The sequence below is a fragment of the Helicobacter sp. 23-1048 genome (assembly GCF_053654545.1).
Map to the genome: position 1 here is coordinate 621,152 of NZ_JBSIUT010000001.1, position 17,107 is coordinate 638,258.

Annotated in this window: 17 protein-coding genes; 6 read left to right on the plus strand and 11 right to left on the minus strand. The window is 38.6% G+C overall.

Going from position 1 to position 17,107, the window contains the following annotated elements:
* Nucleotides 1-52: 52 nt before the first annotated feature.
* The 6 genes from ACWIWK_RS03100 to ACWIWK_RS03125 all read left to right on the plus strand — a co-directional run bounded on the left by ACWIWK_RS03100 (nt 53) and on the right by ACWIWK_RS03125 (nt 5,073).
* Nucleotides 53-382 (plus strand): hypothetical protein, encoded by a 330-nt coding sequence (locus ACWIWK_RS03100; RefSeq protein ID WP_454150737.1) that lies wholly within the window; start codon nt 53-55, stop codon nt 380-382.
* Nucleotides 382-582 carry a hypothetical protein gene (locus ACWIWK_RS03105; protein WP_454150739.1) on the plus strand — a complete coding sequence of 67 codons (201 nt, stop codon included), beginning with the start codon at nt 382-384 and terminating at the stop codon, nt 580-582. The genes ACWIWK_RS03100 and ACWIWK_RS03105 overlap by 1 nt, the downstream gene beginning before the upstream one ends.
* Before the next feature lie 22 nt (nt 583-604).
* Nucleotides 605-1,201: a hypothetical protein gene (locus ACWIWK_RS03110; protein ID WP_454150741.1), complete on the plus strand. Its 597-nt coding sequence runs from the start codon at nt 605-607 to the stop codon at nt 1,199-1,201.
* Nucleotides 1,202-1,205: 4 nt separating this feature from the next.
* Nucleotides 1,206-2,447, plus strand: a complete 1,242-nt coding sequence (locus tag ACWIWK_RS03115; protein ID WP_454150743.1) for a hypothetical protein — start codon at nt 1,206-1,208, stop codon at nt 2,445-2,447.
* Nucleotides 2,448-2,526: 79 nt separating this feature from the next.
* Nucleotides 2,527-2,943 carry a hypothetical protein gene (locus ACWIWK_RS03120; RefSeq protein WP_454150745.1) on the plus strand — a complete coding sequence of 139 codons (417 nt, stop codon included), beginning with the start codon at nt 2,527-2,529 and terminating at the stop codon, nt 2,941-2,943.
* 21 nt (nt 2,944-2,964) lie between these two features.
* Nucleotides 2,965-5,073: a hypothetical protein gene (locus ACWIWK_RS03125; RefSeq protein WP_454150747.1), complete on the plus strand. Its 2,109-nt coding sequence runs from the start codon at nt 2,965-2,967 to the stop codon at nt 5,071-5,073.
* Nucleotides 5,074-5,365: 292 nt separating this feature from the next.
* On the opposite strand, the gene dapB is transcribed toward ACWIWK_RS03125, so the two are convergent.
* The 11 genes from dapB to truB all read right to left on the minus strand — a co-directional run bounded on the left by dapB (nt 5,366) and on the right by truB (nt 17,092).
* Entirely contained in the window at nt 5,366-6,148 is a 783-nt protein-coding gene (gene dapB, locus ACWIWK_RS03130) for a 4-hydroxy-tetrahydrodipicolinate reductase (protein ID WP_454152016.1), read from the minus strand.
* A gap of 90 nt (nt 6,149-6,238) precedes the next feature.
* On the minus strand, nt 6,239-7,174 hold the full coding sequence (gene trxB, locus ACWIWK_RS03135; RefSeq protein ID WP_454150749.1) for a thioredoxin-disulfide reductase: 936 nt from the start codon (nt 7,172-7,174) through the stop codon (nt 6,239-6,241).
* Nucleotides 7,175-7,264: 90 nt separating this feature from the next.
* On the minus strand, nt 7,265-7,741 hold the full coding sequence (locus ACWIWK_RS03140) for a DUF4149 domain-containing protein (RefSeq protein WP_454150751.1): 477 nt from the start codon (nt 7,739-7,741) through the stop codon (nt 7,265-7,267).
* Nucleotides 7,742-7,770: 29 nt separating this feature from the next.
* The gene (gene ftsZ / locus ACWIWK_RS03145; RefSeq protein WP_454150752.1) at nt 7,771-8,958 is read right to left on the minus strand and encodes a cell division protein FtsZ; all 1,188 of its coding nucleotides are present in this window, start codon (nt 8,956-8,958) and stop codon (nt 7,771-7,773) included.
* 20 nt (nt 8,959-8,978) lie between these two features.
* Nucleotides 8,979-10,331: a cell division protein FtsA gene (gene ftsA, locus ACWIWK_RS03150; RefSeq protein ID WP_454150754.1), complete on the minus strand. Its 1,353-nt coding sequence runs from the start codon at nt 10,329-10,331 to the stop codon at nt 8,979-8,981.
* A gap of 36 nt (nt 10,332-10,367) precedes the next feature.
* Nucleotides 10,368-11,921: a peptidylprolyl isomerase gene (locus ACWIWK_RS03155; protein WP_454150756.1), complete on the minus strand. Its 1,554-nt coding sequence runs from the start codon at nt 11,919-11,921 to the stop codon at nt 10,368-10,370.
* A 137-nt stretch (nt 11,922-12,058) separates the two neighbouring features.
* Complete coding sequence (locus ACWIWK_RS03160) at nt 12,059-14,503, minus strand: RNA ligase (protein ID WP_454150758.1); 2,445 nt, start codon at nt 14,501-14,503, stop codon at nt 12,059-12,061.
* A 62-nt stretch (nt 14,504-14,565) separates the two neighbouring features.
* Entirely contained in the window at nt 14,566-15,159 is a 594-nt protein-coding gene (locus ACWIWK_RS03165) for a hypothetical protein (protein ID WP_454150760.1), read from the minus strand.
* Nucleotides 15,156-15,989, minus strand: coding sequence for a 4-(cytidine 5'-diphospho)-2-C-methyl-D-erythritol kinase (locus ACWIWK_RS03170; RefSeq protein WP_454150762.1), 834 nt, complete (start codon nt 15,987-15,989; stop codon nt 15,156-15,158). The genes ACWIWK_RS03165 and ACWIWK_RS03170 overlap by 4 nt, the downstream gene beginning before the upstream one ends.
* A 1-nt stretch (nt 15,990) precedes the next feature.
* Nucleotides 15,991-16,230, minus strand: coding sequence for a carbon storage regulator (locus ACWIWK_RS03175; RefSeq protein ID WP_454150763.1), 240 nt, complete (start codon nt 16,228-16,230; stop codon nt 15,991-15,993).
* Nucleotides 16,202-17,092, minus strand: a complete 891-nt coding sequence (gene truB / locus ACWIWK_RS03180; RefSeq protein WP_454150765.1) for a tRNA pseudouridine(55) synthase TruB — start codon at nt 17,090-17,092, stop codon at nt 16,202-16,204. The genes ACWIWK_RS03175 and truB overlap by 29 nt, the downstream gene beginning before the upstream one ends.
* Between the last annotated feature and the right edge of the window lie 15 nt (nt 17,093-17,107).

Here is a 17,107-nt window from a genome sequence, read left to right on the forward strand (position 1 = left end):
AAAAATCGAAAGCAACACAAATATATAGCAAATCTTAATAAAGGAGCAAATAATGAGTGATAAAGACTTAACACAAAGCGAAATTGAGGATTTAAAAAAGAAAGTTAAAGGTTGGTTTGAGAATCCACATCAGTTTAATAGCTGGATTTTATTTAACTACCTTAATTTGTCCAAAAATAATTCTATTGGTGTGAAAAAAGAGAATCTGAAAGAAAGTGTAAAGATTGACTTTGAGGGGAACTTCAACTCTATGAAAAGCAATAGCGGACATAATCACGGCAAAATCTTTATCGAGAAAAATGACGAAATCAAGCTCTATGAGCCAATAGCGGAATTTATCCTTGAACAATACAAAAGCAAATTTAACAATGGAGGTAAGTAATGAACATATTTAGGATTGTAGCGTTAGTTGGAATATTGGTAGGTTGGTTGAGTGCATATCAAATCGGTGGAATGTATGTAACACTAATAGATTGTTCGTGGGGACAATATGGCTATCAATACGGAAATATCGGCACTTACAAAGATAGTAATGGCAAACTATATCAAGTGTTTTTTGGAAGTAATTGGTGTCAATACTAATCAGTAAATAAGGAGTAAGAAAATGAAAAAAATAGCGTTGGTGTTTGCAATTTTTGTAGGTGTTTTAAGCGCAAAGAATATTTGTGATAGGGCTCTAGAGTATGAATTTCTACAAGGTGGTATCAAGGAATACTTACATATAATGAGTTCAATAAACCAAATAAACCAAGAATTGTTTGATGTTTTTTCTGCTTATTTTGTTTCATTGGGTTTTCACTATCTTTTCTGTGAAGCAGGATTAGAGAGTGGAACTTTAGAAGAAAACCCAATGATGAAAGGACAACGATTTAATAATATTTTTGCAACTGCAGAAGCAATCTTTAGAGAAGATAGTGAATTTGCTCAATATACACCTCAATGTGGAATACAATTAAGAGAACAACTTGCGAGTTTATATAAAAGGTTGGATAAGGCAAGTATTAGTGAAAAAGAAAAACAAGTGACAATCCCTGCTTATCTATTAGCTCTTGGTTCATTACATTTATTTTGTACTATTGCTGTTGAAGGTGACGATGCAATAGTGCTATTCGACTCCAAAAAATATGAAGATGTGCCATTATTGAAAAAATATGAAAATGAGTGGCGTAAAAAAATAAAAAACTATATTAAAGGAAAATAAAACAATGAAAAGGCTAACATTAGTGATTATACATTTATCATTGTTTTTCACATTTTATGCGTGTAGTTCTACAACTCTCTCAATATATTCCACCAATTCGCTTGCTAGCCAAGACATAGATTCTCTCATACAATCCCATACAAATTCTCTGCTTTCTAAGGGCTTTGTCAAAAAACTTAAATCCCAAAAAGTCATTGCCATTTCAGATATAGAAAATGCCACAGGAGAAAAGATTGATATAGATTCTCTAATGACACGATTTAAAAACGCTCTAAGTGATGAGGAAAAGTTTGTCTTTAGCAGAGCGATTGCAGGCAGTGGAAGCAAGATAGATACACTCCTAAAAGATTCTCGCAATCTCCGCAATAATGAGGAGTTTAACCAATATACCACTAAAGAAAAGGGCGAATTGCTCGCTCCTGATTACTCCCTCTCAGGGAAAATAACTAAGCGCACTAAACCAAAGGGTAAAAATGCCTTAGTAGAATATGAATTTTTGCTCAGTCTTGTAGATTTAAGCACGGGTGTAGAAGTGTGGAATAATATCGCTAAAGTTTCTAAGCTCATCTCAGTTGATAAAGCAAGTAATCTAAGTGGTGATGATAAACAGAAAAAAGAATCTAAAATGAGTGATGAACAGTTCTTTAGACTTCAATCTGATTGTCTTGCAAAGAATAAAAGTGCGTGTCAAGCACTCATAGATAATGGTGGTCTTCCAAGTGTCAAACATTGTGTGGCTGTAAAACCCGGTGCCGACGCTAGGAGTACCTGTTCTGCGACAGGTGTGATTTATTATGAAGCAGGGCTTTATAGATTGGCGATTGATTACTGTGAAAAAGGCATAGAATTTGGAGAAGATTATATGTATGTAACATTAGGGCAAGCTTATTGGAGAAATGGCAACCATTATCTCGCACGAAAATCCTTTGAAAAAGGGTGTATATACGAACCAATGAGTCAATCAGAAGTTATATCTGTTAGTTATTCGTGTTATTTCGCAGGTTTAATGTATTTCAATGGAGAGGGTGCACCACAAGACTATAATATAGCAGTTGAATATTTGGAAAAAGCCTGTCGGTTCAAGCATGGAGAAGCGTGCACTTTGCTAGGTTTTGCGTATGGAAACGGAAAAGGCGTGAAGCAAAACTATTCCATTGCTAGACAATTTATTCATAAAGGGTGTAGATTTGGCAGTCAAAGAGCGTGTGATTTTTATAAAGAACTAAACCAACAAGGAGTAAGATAATGCCAATAATATTTGATTTGCAAGCAGATAGAAAAGTCTCTTTTAAGTAGGCTTGTTGAGAAATTATAAAGGAACGACAATGATTGATAAAAAACGAATACTCTCTCGCTTGTCTTTAATGCAAGAATATATCAATGAAATAGAACAAATGCTAGAAGAATCTACACCATACAAACCAGACAAAAAATCAAATAACAATACTAGCAACGAACCAAAAATAGGCGAAATAGCAAGATATAGGCTAGCAAAACTCCTCGCACAACGAGTGTGGAGTCCGCAAGAATTTGCTAGCTTTTTTGATGAGAGATATTGCAAAGATATGTTTGATATAGATTTTGCATTACTCACGCAGGGAAGTAAATTCGATGAGAAAGGATACTCGCGTTATTACAAACACACAATCTCTATAAATGGCAAAAACTGCTATCTATGCTCGCAATGGTATGAGCGTAGCAGAGGCAAACTTTTGGCTTTTATTGAAAAATATGAAAATTAAATAACGCATAAGGAGTGAAAAATGACAGCAATCGATGAGAATACTATAAAAAATCATATTATAGACACTATTCTTGAATGCGGGGTTTTAAATGATAGTAATTATAAAGAAAATTTATCGCGTTGTTTGGAGTTGATGCGAGACCATATTGACAGTTTAGAGCGTGAGTTTTCAAGAGATAGTTCATTTTGTCCTATAGATACAACAATATTAATTGACCAATACACAATCCGTTATACAAAAATCCTAAACCAAGAAAGTATCTTTAGAAAATTTTTATATGAGAATATAAACTTCTGCACAAATGATAGATTGAGTAAGGAAAGAAGTATAGATAGTTATATTTCTATGCTTAATTCTCTAAGTAGAGAGGTTACATTGTATTGTGGCGTGGAGTTTCATTTCTTATGTTTTATGGGGAATAATGCAGATATAGATTTCATTTTTCAATTTATCATTGAACTTAACATATTTAGTGAGGAGTTTATTGCAGATAGTAATAGTGTTATTGAACACTATAAAAATTTTAATATGCAGGTGTTACAAAGGGGTGCTATACCAAGAGCACACGGTACTGACGGTAGTGTTAATTATTTGTCTTCAGAAGGTGATATTTATGGTGGATGGGGATATACACAGCAAGAAGCGGTAGTGCTTGGGAAATCTATCCAAGATATTATCGAAGTTGAAGATTGGTTTTTAGCAGTGCGCATACTTGAAGAGGGCATACCTGGTGCAGAGTTTAAAAGAGTCAAGGAAGAGTTCTATCACAATAAGGGCAGACATTATCACAAAATCACGATATTTATAAGGTTTCTTCCACCATGGACAAGGATTGATGATATGAGGTCTAGGGAAGAAATTCAGAAATTAGTAGATTCTGGAAATATTAAGACAATAAATTTTGAGGCTGTTTGTTGGTTTGATATAACCAATCACTTTAGCGAAGATATGCTTTTATTCGCCACAAACCCTCAAGATTTTAAATCGAAAGAGGATTGTTACTTACCGCAATGCAGAGGATGTGAAAAATACAAGACAAGTGATAAATTTTACCTCATAGATGGTGGGCTTAAAATTGAGGGGATAGAAAATTTACGATTTGGAATATGTAAAGAATGTATGAAAATATACAATGAAAAAAATCATAAAAAACAGACAGACAATTACAAATACCTTGATTGGCAGTGTATTAGTTGCTATTTTGTCGCCAAACTTGAAAAAACCGCAAAGCGCATTGATAACGGTATGCTAAACACAAATTCAAAACGAGATACTATCAAAAATATGCGGTATCTTTTGGGCAAGAATGATAGCTTTGAACACAAAAGCGAACAACATAAAAAGATTTTTGACATATTGCAAAACGCAAATACACAAACAGACTTACAAAAAGCTATCCAAGAAATATTAGCAGAGGATTATAAAACTTTTGAACAATTTAAACAAATGAAAGCACAGGAGAAAGAGATGGAAAATGTAGCAGAGTTTGTGAGAATTTTGTTTCACTGGTATTTCACAGGGAAAAGAGGCTTTAGAGAGACTATTTTGGTGCAATTCCTTGAACTTTCTTCGCTAAATACGCGTCCTGTTAAGCGATATGAGCTAGAGGAGGCTTGTAAGGAGACTAAAGAAGACTTTATTAGCAATTACGACGATATGTGCAATATGTCAAGAAGTTCTAGATTTGATAGCTTTGAGCGTCCTTTTTCCTTATTAATAAGACAAGCCAAAGTATTTGAGGAAGTAAATGAAGAGGTTATGCTGTGGCAACCTGTGGCAGACATCGTGCTAGAAGCATATAATAAGGCAAAGTCTTTGGCAGACGAGCCTTTTACTTCGGTGGGAGGGCAGTTTCTCCTTACTAATGTGGAGGAAATAATTGCATTGCATAATAAAAATTATACTACTGCACAAATAGCTGAAATTATGTTTAAAAAAGGTTATGATTCTAATATTTCAGACACACAAATGAGGATTTCTAGTATTTTGTGCTTAATTAGAGAGAATAGGATTATAGAGGCGATAGAAAAAGTGCGAGATTCTGCAAGAATAAATAACGAACACCCGCAAGCAAGAAGTCTAGCAATAGAAATATTGCAAAGAATTTCAAAAAATCCTAAATATTGACACACCCCTGTTAGAAAAGGATAAAACAAAGGGTGTTATGGAATAAGGATTTATAATGTAAAACAAGAGCCAAATGCGGATATAGTTAAAAATATTTTAGATTTTATTTTCCAAATAATTATGCCTTTGGCATAGGCACAAATATCAATATCCCTCTAGCGCGAAGTTATTTTGATAAAAGTTGCGATTTAGGATTCCATATCGCTTGTGAGATAAACGCCGATACTCTGCGCCCAGAGGATTTAAAGAAATTTAAGCAAGAGAGCGGGAGCGAACTACGCGGACTTGATATTTAATCAAATCCTAAAAAGTCATTCACCCCATAGATTGCATTTTCGCGCTTTTGTGCGGTGAGCCATTTGAGCGCAACGATTGCCCCTTTAGCAAAGGTGAGACGACTTGTAGCGTTATGTGTGAGTTCGATATACTCGCCATCAAGATAGAATCCCACCGTATGCCTCCCAGCGACATCACCACCGCGTAGGCTCATCACACCGATTTCATCTTTGCTCCTTGCATCGATGTCTCCATCGCGCCCGCTTACACGCACTTTTTCTAGCTCTAGCCCACGCGCTTTGGCGCAAGATTGTGCGAGAGTGAGTGCTGTGCCACTTGGAGCGTCTTTTTTGTGGTGATGGTGGATTTCGACAATCTCAATATCGCTCTCACGCAGGCTACTTGCTACAAGTGCGGAAATCTTGCTTAAAATCGCCACGCCTCTACTCATATTGCTCGCGTATAAAATGGGAGCTTGCTCGCTTGCGCGTTGCATTAGCGCATTTGTTTGGGAATCTAACCCCGTGCTTCCAATTACCATAGGAATGCAAACTCGCATATCAACAGCTTGCTTTAATAACGCATAAGTCCCAGCATTTGAGCTAAAGTCAATTACACATTGGCAATTTTGCAAAAATTCACTAATGTCTTTTGCCACAGGGAGGTTTTGATTGTTAAGCGATTGGATTTCATCGCGTGCAAAGACACTGCTAATGTGCAAATCACACTCTTTAGCAATTTCCTCAATAAGGAGCTTACCAATGCGCCCACTCGCGCCAAAAATCCCAATGTGCTTCATCATATCTGCCATACGCAATCCTTATAAGAATCTAGGTGTATCAAGTTGTGAGGGAAATCGCCTTTAGATTCTAAAATCCAAAGCATTAGCCTAATGCCCCTGTAAAAATGCTATGGCTTGTAGTGCCGCACACGCTCCATCACCAGCCGCGCACACGACTTGCTTTGGTGCATTAGAGCGCACATCACCCGCTGCAAAAAGTCCTTTGATATTTGTCCTCATCGTTATATCAACCTTAATGCTTCCATATTCATCAAGTTCGCATAGCATTGTGCCATCACCTTGATTGAGCACTTGAGTATTGACATCATAGCCCACAAAGATAAAAATGCCCGGCACGGGAAGTTCTGTTATCTCCTCAGTTTGAGTATTTTTGATTACCACAGAGGTTACGCCACTGCTATCGCCTTTGATTTCTTCAACGATTGCAGGCGTGATAAACTCGATTTTGTCATTTTCTTTAGCGTGTTTAATCGTTGTAGGCGCGGCGCGAAATTCATTGCGTCTATGCACGACATACACTTTTTTACAGATTCTAGCGAGATAGACAGCTTCTTCAAGTGCAGTATCGCCACCACCAAGCACAACAACTTCTTTATCTTTGTAAAAAAATCCATCACAAGTCGCACAAGTGCTCACGCCTCTGCCCCAAAATTCATTTTCGCCTTTGACGCCACTGCGCTTGGGTCTCCCACCTGTAGCGAGAATCACGGCTTTTGATTGGAGAATGTCGCCATCGCCTTTGTAAATCTCAAAAATTTCACCATTCTTACTCACACGCATAACCTCATTCATATCGTGCTTAAGCCCAAAGCGAAAGCACTGCTCTTGCCAAGGCTCCATAAAGTCCATACCACTGACAATGTCTTTTACACCGGGATAGTTTTCTATTTCGCTTGAGCCTGTGATTTGCCCGCCGGGCATACCTTTCTCAAGTAAGACCACATCTTTAATACCTCCCCTCGTGGCGTATAGTCCCGCGCTTAGTCCAGCGGGACCACCACCAACAATCGCTAAATCAATCATAATGTATCCTTTAGTAAATATTTTATTGACTTTGCATTATAAATAAACCTTACAAATATATTGTTACATTGTGGGAGAAAAATATACAATTTATCGTTGCACAATCTTTAAAAACTTGCTTACAAAAAGCACGCAAAGACTCACAAGTAAAATATCAAAGACAACCACGCTTTGGGCGTGCATAGATTGAAACTCTGGCGATTGCGCATCGGGGGCAGATAGGATATAGGGCGTGTAATACAGCGCAAAAAGGAAAATCATAATAAGGCTAATGCCAGCACTTAGGACAATGACAATGCTTGAATTTCTTAACATTTTAGCAACTATAAATTCAAAGACAATAACGCCACCAGCAACGATGAAAAGCACAATGTTGAGATTCTCAAAGATTCTCCCCATAAGCACACCGCTTTGTTCTTTAGTGATTGGTAGGGTTAAAATTTCCCCTGCCCTAAATAGAGTAGGCGCACTAAAAATACACGCAATAATCGCACCCACACCTATCCCAAGCAGGAGCAAATAGAGAGAATCTAAAAATTTTACTATCTTTGTTGCATTGATTGTCATTAGATTCTCTTTATTTTATGCTTGTGAGCTTAATCTTGCTTGTTGCGGATATAAGTTGGCTCATCAAACCCATCTCTGTCAAATATGCGACCATTGCTTTTATCATACATAATGATTTCGCCATTTGCCACTCTTGTGGGATATGCGACAAAGCTTTCATCAGTCATTGGCAGATTCTTTACACTTTCTTTATCAACCGTGCTTAAGGCTACTTCATTCTCAAAGCCTGTGGCGAGGAATGTAACGCGCACATAGTCTTTTTCAAAGTCCTCTTTCCAATAATTGCCAATTTTCATAAATGTGTTTTCTGTGCCTAGTGCGTTGATAAGCTCGCACGCTTCATTGAGCTGGCTCATAGAATAATCAGGGTGTGCTTCAAAGCACGCGATAATCCCTTGCGCGCCTTTGAGATTCTCGTGGCTAAGCATTTCAGAATCTATAGCTTTCTTTATGGCATCCATAGCAGCATTTGAGCCATAACCCTCGCCAATACTCATCATCGCCAAGCCTTTATTTTCCATTGCGGCGCGAATATCAGCAAAATCTACATTTTGGTCATTTTCACCATTTCCACCTAGGACGATGTTTGAGATTCCAAGCACGGCATTTGCTAAGACATCATTGACTTTTTCTTCAGCCTGTCTTTTAGAAGCGTCAGTGCCCAAAATACTCATTACGCGCTGGTTTGGGATTACGATGATACAATGAACTCTTGATTTAAGCTCTCTTAAGCCCTCTTCGGCTACTTTCTTGCGCCTATCTCCCTCAAAGTCAAATGGCTTGGTAACAATCGCTACGGTGAGTGTATCATTTTTATTTACAATATCAGCAATGATAGGAGATGCACCTGTGCCTGTGCCTCCGCCAAGCCCTGTGGAGATAAAGACCATATCATAACCGCGTAACACTTCAGCAATTTCTGTCGCACTCTCTTCAGCAGCTGCAAGTCCTTTTTGCGGGTCAGCACCAGCCCCAAGTCCTTTGGTAAGTTTTTTGCCAAGCTGGATTTTTTCTCTTGCTCTGTTTTTAGATAAGTGCTGCATATCCGTATTGGCAGCAATAAGGGCGATTTCTTCAGGCAATTCTTCTTTTTTGGCAAGGTGATTTATCATATTGCTTCCACCGCCACCTACACCGATAGCAGCGATTCTAGCACCTAAAAAATCTCTATATTCTGTTTCATCAATCTCGCGAACTTTTACTTCATCCATTCCCATAATTATCTCCTTAAAATCAATTAAAACAAGCCCTTGAGCCAATCATAAAATCCACTAAATACCTTTTTAAAAGGATTTCCAACACCATTGGTTTTTGTTCGTTCTTGAATCTGTATATCCTTCACATCGCCTACTTCTGTGTCCTCATTTGGGAGGATAGATTCCACACTTTTGGTCGCGTAGGATTTGAGCATTTGTATTCTCCCCTTGCCACTTGACTCATAATTTGTAAATTTCCCAGCACTATGGAGCACGAGCCCGATAGCTGTCGCCATTTCTGGGCTTTGAATCTCGCTCTTGCCAATACCATCAATATCAGCAGGAACGCCGATTCTCACGGGGAGATTTCCAAATATTTTTAAATCATTGGCGTATTTTTGTAGATTCTTCAACTTCACAAATCCACCAGTGAGCACCACACCACGCAAATTTTCCCTTACTTGAGAGCTTTCAAGTAGGGCATTTATCGTTTCTAGTGTTTCTTTTACACGCGCTTGGATTATACCACAAATATGCTCCATATCTACGCTTTTTTGTTCAGAATCTCTAGTAGGGAATCCAAGTGCTTTCCCTTTATGCTCTTGACTAATAATCAAATCTCCATAATCTTTTTTTATTTGTTCTGCTGTTGGGATTTGAGCACCAAGTGCTTTTGCTAAGTCTAAAGTAATGTGGTTTGAGCCTACTCCAAGATAGTCGTTATGAGCCATTGAAAGCCCACTATGCACCATAATATCAGAAATTTCCCCACCAATATCGATACACGCGACACCCCATTGTTTCTCTTCGGGGGTAAGCACAGCAATAGATGAGGCATAGGAGCTAAGGATAATGTTTTTGATTTCAATTCCGCAGTTGTGAATGACTTTTTTTAGGTTTTCTAATCCCTCTTTTTTTGCCGAGACAATGTGTGTGTAGCATTCCAGCCTATTTGCTGATAGTCCCATTGGGTCATCAGATGGTATTTTATAATCATCAACTTGGAATCTGTATGGCAAGATGTGAATCGCCTCAAGTTTGCTTTCGCGTTTGCGGACAGAGTCCTTTATCACGCGTTCAATATCATTGAATTTAACTTCGCCATCAGAGACATTGACAATTCCTGAGTAATTTTCCCCAGAAGCATAAGCCCCAGAAATACAAATAGTGGCTTGTGGTAATTCTTCTACCCCAGCCATTCGCTTCGCTTCATCAACGGTCGCTTTGATAGAGTGGCTTGCTTGCTCAATATTGCTGATAACGCCCTTTATGACGCCTAAAGAACTGCGTCTTGCCATACCGATTATACGAGGCACGCCAAGATTTATCTCTGCAATAAGCACGCAAATTTTACTTGAGCCAATATCAATAGCTAAAATAATAGGGGCTTGCATATATGTCCTTTCATTGTATTTGCTTTCATAAGTTTGCTACTCAAAGTTAAAAAACACTTGCGGTTTGTATTTTTCGTTGATATAGGATTCTAAAACAGAACCAAAAATCTCTTGATTGAAATACTCCGTGCCTATTCTATCGGCAAATTGCGGGTTTTTTGTAGTATCCAAGCGTTGCTCTAAGATTCTATAAAGCACGCCAAATTCGCCCATATTGACAAAGCCACTTTTTTGCTGGTTGGAAAAAATTTCACTTAAAATTTCACTCAAAAGGTTAAGTTGTTCTAATTTAAACCCTGCCTTTTGTAGATTCTGCACTTGGGTTTGACTTAGAGAATCCATACCAAGAGAGTAAAATCCCACATCAACACCTTTGAAATTTTCCACTTGTTTTTGCCCCTCTTGCTTGAGTGCTTCTTCTTGTTTTTGGTGCATTAGTTCAGCTTTTACCTCATTTTTTACTATATTAAATTCTTTTGGTTTGGGCTTGGATTTCTCTCGTAGTTTTAAAAGCACAAATCCATAACTTTGCTCTATGGGCTTTAGCACTTGTCCGTTGCTCGCAGATTCTAAAGCCTCAATACCCTCCGCGCTTAGCGTAATGCCATTACCAATATTTGTGTCTTTAATCACAATGTTAGAGCCCTCAAGCTCCATATTTGGCTTAAGGTTTGATTGCATTACACTTCCGCTTATCTCTTCATTACTAAATGGCGTATAAGCGCGATTTGCCGCGCGCAAAGCCTTTTGTCTAGGCAGGCTACTTGCAATTTCTTGCCGTATAGAATCAAGCAATGCACTATTTTCTCCCTCACCCTTAAGCTGTCGTTTATATTCCTCGTTTGCTTCCTCATCGATTTCTTCTTGTGTGATTGTTTGCTCGCTTGTGAGAAATTTCATAAATTCAATGTTATAAAGCGTTTCTGTTTGCCATTTATCCTTGTGAGATTCCCAATATTGCTTTATTTGCTCCTCGCTAAGGCTAATCGAAGGCTTTGTAAGCACCTTTAATTCAAGTTTATCTTGGATATGCAGTGGAAACTCAAGGCTTAGAGATTCTAGCGCGCTTGCTTTTGGCACACTAGCATTAAGTGCATCATAAAGCTTTCTCACCAATATATCATCGCTAAGCTGTTTTTCATATTCCTCTGTGCGCCAGCCACTTTTTGTAACTAAATCTATGTAAGTGGCTTTGTCAAATACTCCATTGACTTGGAAATCTGGGGTTTGCTGGAGGTTTTGCAAAACCTCCTCATCATTTACTTGCAAGCCCAAATCTTTCGCAAAACTTAGCAGTTGAGCGCGTGCAACGAGACTTTGTATTGTTTGCAGCGGTAGTCCCAACTCTTTTGCCTTTGCTTCATCAAAGTTACCTTGCAAGTCTTGCATATATTGCTCATAGATTCTGCTATAAAGTCGTTGGTATTGTGCATTTGAAATTTTTATATCGCCCACTCTTGCTACGGAATCACCACTAAAGCTAATGTTTCCATTTACCGCCCAGATACCACCTGCGCCTACAAATGCAATCGTGCTAATCCAAATTGTTACTACAAGCCACTTTCTATGCCTTTGCATCCAAGTTATCATTCATACACCTTAAATATTCTATGAAGTTTAAATTTGCGATTTTACCTTAATTTTTCCTAAAATGGATAGTTTTTTATCCAAAATTTCTATTGGACTTTTAGTAATTTAAGAATCTATGATTTATTAAGAATGCGGGATTACATTTGCTTAAAAAATTTCTCTCGCAGAGTGATGATGTTGTTTGCAAGCACACTAAATCCCTCACGCTCCACCAGCTCGCTAAGATATGCCCAAAATGCTAGGGCTTGTTTGTCGTGGATAAATGCTGGCAACACCATTTGTTGTTTATCAAGGCTTTTTTCAACCGCATTACGCAAACCTTTCCACATCGTGTAATATGGCAATTTTAACTTAAACATAAAGCCATTTTTATCCTCAATCACAAAGCCCTCAATGTGTCGTTTAGCTTCCTCTTTGTCGCTTGATTGTGCTGGATTCTCAAAGTCGCTTTGTGTTTCAAAGTTTGCTTGAAAATCCTTTTGAGAATACATAAAATCTGGGGCTTGCACTTTGTCGATGAAAGATTGCAACTCACCAAAATCACTAATTTCACACACTTTAGCCTTGTGCTCTATGCCAAGTTTTTTGGCTAAATCACACAGATAGCGGAAATCTATGCGCCTTGTTTGCAACGCATTAGCAAAGCCATCGAGTAAAATGACTTTAGGCGTGTCATACGCGATAATGTGTGGGTCGCGTATGGGGTCAATCACTTCAAACACAAGACTTATATCTCGCTCTACAATGGCATTTTTAAGTAGCTCACGCGCCTCATCGTTTAGTGAGTTAAATAAAATTTCTTTAAAATATCCGCTAAACGCACTTGTCGGGTCAGATTTAGAGGTAATCAAAAATTCATTTGTATGAGAATCTACGCTTAAGATTCCCAAAAATCCATTTTCTTTTACAAAGCATTTCAGTGGATAGCACAGCTCCTTTAGGTTTTCTAAGCGCGTTTTTGGCACTTCGTTGAGATTGAAAAATTTATCAAAACTGCGCGCTACCACTTTGTTATGCAAAACATCAATAAAAAGTCCTCTAGCCTTGCAAGTGAGGTCATTCCACGCTTTAGTGTAAAATACCTTTTGATTAAAGTTAAAGCTACAAATACGCCCATCAAAATATTGTTTTTCCCGCACAAACGCACTCTTACGCAGATTTTGTATAAGCTCTATTATGGCGTAAGTGTTTTGAAAATCTGCATTATTCCTATGCACAGGATTTGTAATTCTCACTTCGCCCCACCCATCTCGGTGGATTGTATGTGTGATGGCAAGTGAGAGCTCTTTTTGAGGCTCTTTGTGGGATTTTTGTGTGAGTGTTATTGTAGATTCTTGTTTTTTGTGAGAATCTGCGCCCTCAAGAGTAGCTATGCGTAATTCACCACCAAACTCTACGCCACCTTCAAGCACAAAACACCGCTCATTTACACGCATCGGCAATTTTTCCCTATTGCGATGCCCAAAGACCTGAAAACAATGTGCTGGCGTGTTTTGTTTCCAATTTTTGGTGCATTCATTCACATCACTATAACCACCACTTCCATAGATGAGCCCGCGCGTGCTTATTAGAGTGAGATTCTCTGGTAGGCTTGCTAGCCCTCCGTGCGTAGCGAGCACACGCTTGTCTTTAAAGTCATAAAACGCACATTGACGGAGTTTGCGCGTGAGATTGCGCGCGTCTTTTTGTGTAATGTGAGAATCTTTGAGTTCTTTGAGTGTGAAATGAGCAAATTCATTGGAATATTGTGTTGTTTGCTCTTGAGTGTTTGTTTGTATTTGCTCTTCACCCCATTTGCGTAGCCAACGCTCGTGATTGCCCTCTAGCAAGCACACATTTGGCAAGTCCATTATTGCCAGCATTAACGCTACGACTTGTGCATTTTCAATCCCTCTATCAATGTAATCACCACAGAAAATATAATATTCATCTGGGTTTAAAAGTGCCTTGTAATCAGTTATTTGCCCGCTAGATTGTGTGTGGTGATTCTTACATTGCCATTGTAAATACGCCACAATAACGGTGTAACAACCCTGCAAATCGCCTATGTGATGAATTTTTTTGTAGGCATTTAAATCAATGGGTGTAAAGAGGAGTTTGTGTATTTCGCTTGGTTTAATGATTTGATAACGCTTTGGCAATGGATTTTGCAGGCTTTGTATAAGTCGTTCGTGCATTGTGGTAATGATTGTATCACTTACGCGTTTGTATTCACGATTGGCATTGTGTTTGAGTGCTTCTTGTAATGTTATATCGCTAAAATCCACCACCACAATGTGGTAGCGATATTTTTCAGCCAAATCTTCATACGCTCTAATGGCTTTTGCGCTTATATGTGTTGCATCGATAATGCTCAATTCACCATTTTTCATACGCGATTCTAATATCTCAAAAAGTAGCTTCCACGCGGTTTTATCATTATCTTGGCTAATGGTGTAAGTGCCATTTTTACCTAAAATAGGCGAGGCGAGAGAGAGTCGCAGGGAATCTGGACTAAGCGCGTAAAGTTCTAAATTATGTTCTTTTAACCAACTACTTTTACCACTAGCTGGGATACCGCGCAATAAGACTAAAGTTCTCAAATATAATCCTTATTTTTTGAAATAAAAGCAAAAAATAAGCCATAAGTGCTTGTCAGTGAGAGCTACCATTCCTCGCCAATGCCAAACAAAATGCAGTTGTCAAATCTTGGAAGCACACACATCGCATAAATGCGTATATTATCTTGCTCTTTTAATAGCTCTAAGTCGCTAAAATAGCGAGAATCAAAGTGATAGTAAGTGGGCTTTGCGTCATCATCTGCTCGAAGTGTCCCGCTTATGCCTATGCCACCAAGCTCGCTGTATTTCATAAAGCCATTTGGATAGAATCTGCTTAGCACCAATGCGTTATGGAGGGATTTTTTTTGCGCATTATTTAGGGCGTTATACGCATTATGTTCAATAAGAGTGCGGGAGCGAAAATGCGCGTATTGTTTGTTTTGTGAGTTCCTTGCGAGCGTGTCATAAAAGGCTGCAAGTTTTTTAGAATCTTTATTTAGGTAATATAGCGCGTTATTTTCCCTTTGATACGAGCTTTTTGAGTTTCTTCCGCGCTCATCACTCTCGCCAAAGCCATAAGTCTTTTGTTCTTTTTTTGGGCGAATGGATAGCCTGCTTTCATCTGCAGGATAGCATAATAGAGCGTTTATACCTAATGCAAAAAGGATAAAGATTCTAAGGATTTTGTGTTTTTTCATCGTGCCAACCGAAAAAAACTTGACCCAGAACCACTAAAAAACCATTCATCACCCAAATCTCGTGCTACTTGCGCTAATTGCGGATAGGCGTGTAGGGCTGCGATATATAGCCCATTGAGATTCTCTTTTGTGTGTGTGCGTAGGATTTGTTCGCTTTTAAGAGCAAACAAATCGCGTGATTGCTTAGAATCTGCGTATTGCGCGAGTTTTTTAGCTACCATTTCATCGAGTGTTTGATACACAAGCGGTGTATTGCAAGCAATGCTAGGCGTGAAAATCTCAAATGTCAAATCCTCCTCGTTAAACTCCTCTACTACTTCGCCGACCCCCGAGACATTCGCGCTTGTATGACAATGGAGAAAAAATGCCACATCTGCACCACTTTTTTGCGCAATATGCAAAATTTCAGCGTTTGAGAGGGTGAGCTCAAAATGCGCACAAAATGCGTTGATAACAGCTCCTGCATTACTGCTTCCTCCACCAAGCCCAGCTCCCTTTGGGATTTTTTTTTCTACGGTGATATGGAGATTCTCCACCATATCAATACTATCATTTAAATGCGGGGTAGGGGATTTGCTATTATTTAGTCGCTTGATGAGCACTTCCTTGAGCGCGAGAATGGCTTTATAAATGGTGTTGTTTGGCATTTCGCAGCCAAAGTCGCCATCAATGTTAAGCATATTGCCTTTTTGTATGTGTATGGTGTCAAACAGCGCGCCTTTTGCTAAGACAAAGCGCGAAGCAATAGTGTGGAATCCATCGCTACGCCTGTTTAGAATCTGCAAAAAAATGTTGAGTTTAGGGTAGCTTTTTATGCAAAGCTTAAGCATATTATTTCTTTTTGATAATCCCTATTTCACTTGCTTGTGGAAGGACATTATTGTCGGCATTGAGTGAGGCTTGTTGGTTTTGTAGTGCGACTGCATCTTTAAGCTCGGAGCGCAAAATGAGCATATCTTTTGGCGCATTAAGTCCTAAGCGCACACTTCCCTTTTCGATAGAGATGACTTTGATTTCAATCTCATCTCCTATAATCACACCATCATCTTGTTTTCTCGATAGTATTAGCATATTCAATCCTATTGCATAAATATTTTACTTCCTTGTTTGGTAAAACTTCGATAAGTGAAAAAAACCTCTCAAAACACCATTTATATACACCACATTTCTGCGTAAGTAGCAAAACTTTACGCCCATTAAAGACAGCATTTTCAAATTCCTCACTCTGAACCTCCAATGTCTCAAAGGGCAGAATCTGCACGCTATCAAGGTGATACAATGGGTATTTCACTCCCAAATCGATAGAATCTTTACCTACACTTTGCATATAAGCAAGACTAATTCCACATTCTGCAATACGCTCTAGTGAGCTAAGGCAAGCATCTACACCAAGCCTATTTGCGATAATCTCACCTAAAGAGCGCACAAATCCGCCTCCAGATAGCGTTACCTCAAAATGTAAAAATGGGTGCGTGTAGTGGAGGATTTTTAGCGTAAAAATATCCATTACGCATTTTTTTAATCTTACCTCTTTTCCTTCTCTGGCGAGTTGATATGCTCTTTTGCCATTGATTTTCTTTGCGCTAAAAGCAGGTGGCGTGTATGAAATTTTACCCACAAGCGAGCTAAAGAGATTCTCAATCGCACTAATAGGGAATCTTGGCACAATATTCACATTTGAAATACCCTCAATATCAAGTGTTTTTGACTTTGCGCCAAGCCAAAGTGTCGCACGATAAGTCTTTTTAGCCTTATCTAAAAATGGCAAAAGTTTGGTATGTCCGCCAAACGCCACGACTAAAAGCCCCTTAGCAAATGGGTCAAGTGTGCCAAAAAACCCTGCCTTTTGACAATTAAAATGTTTTTTTAGCTTATTTAAAAACGCATTAGAGCTCATAAATGGTGGTTTATAAGTGGCTATAATGGCATTCATTGTGCTTGTTGTTTA

Excerpts from the sequence above, each read along its gene's own strand:
- trxB (WP_454150749.1), bottom strand. The coding sequence starts at position 7,174 with ATGATTGATTTAGCGATTGTTGGTGGTGGTCCCGCTGGACTAAGCGCG.
- ACWIWK_RS03100 (WP_454150737.1), top strand. The coding sequence starts at position 53 with ATGAGTGATAAAGACTTAACACAAAGCGAAATTGAGGATTTAAAAAAG.
- ACWIWK_RS03170 (WP_454150762.1), bottom strand. The coding sequence starts at position 15,989 with ATGCTTAAGCTTTGCATAAAAAGCTACCCTAAACTCAACATTTTTTTG.
- ACWIWK_RS03140 (WP_454150751.1), bottom strand. The coding sequence starts at position 7,741 with ATGACAATCAATGCAACAAAGATAGTAAAATTTTTAGATTCTCTCTAT.
- ACWIWK_RS03175 (WP_454150763.1), bottom strand. The coding sequence starts at position 16,230 with ATGCTAATACTATCGAGAAAACAAGATGATGGTGTGATTATAGGAGAT.
- ftsA (WP_454150754.1), bottom strand. The coding sequence starts at position 10,331 with ATGCAAGCCCCTATTATTTTAGCTATTGATATTGGCTCAAGTAAAATT.
- ACWIWK_RS03120 (WP_454150745.1), top strand. The coding sequence starts at position 2,527 with ATGATTGATAAAAAACGAATACTCTCTCGCTTGTCTTTAATGCAAGAA.
- ftsZ (WP_454150752.1), bottom strand. The coding sequence starts at position 8,958 with ATGGGAATGGATGAAGTAAAAGTTCGCGAGATTGATGAAACAGAATAT.
- ACWIWK_RS03165 (WP_454150760.1), bottom strand. The coding sequence starts at position 15,159 with ATGAAAAAACACAAAATCCTTAGAATCTTTATCCTTTTTGCATTAGGT.
- ACWIWK_RS03125 (WP_454150747.1), top strand. The coding sequence starts at position 2,965 with ATGACAGCAATCGATGAGAATACTATAAAAAATCATATTATAGACACT.
- ACWIWK_RS03105 (WP_454150739.1), top strand. The coding sequence starts at position 382 with ATGAACATATTTAGGATTGTAGCGTTAGTTGGAATATTGGTAGGTTGG.
- truB (WP_454150765.1), bottom strand. The coding sequence starts at position 17,092 with ATGAATGCCATTATAGCCACTTATAAACCACCATTTATGAGCTCTAAT.
- ACWIWK_RS03115 (WP_454150743.1), top strand. The coding sequence starts at position 1,206 with ATGAAAAGGCTAACATTAGTGATTATACATTTATCATTGTTTTTCACA.
- ACWIWK_RS03110 (WP_454150741.1), top strand. The coding sequence starts at position 605 with ATGAAAAAAATAGCGTTGGTGTTTGCAATTTTTGTAGGTGTTTTAAGC.
- dapB (WP_454152016.1), bottom strand. The coding sequence starts at position 6,148 with ATGAAGCACATTGGGATTTTTGGCGCGAGTGGGCGCATTGGTAAGCTC.
- ACWIWK_RS03155 (WP_454150756.1), bottom strand. The coding sequence starts at position 11,921 with ATGATAACTTGGATGCAAAGGCATAGAAAGTGGCTTGTAGTAACAATT.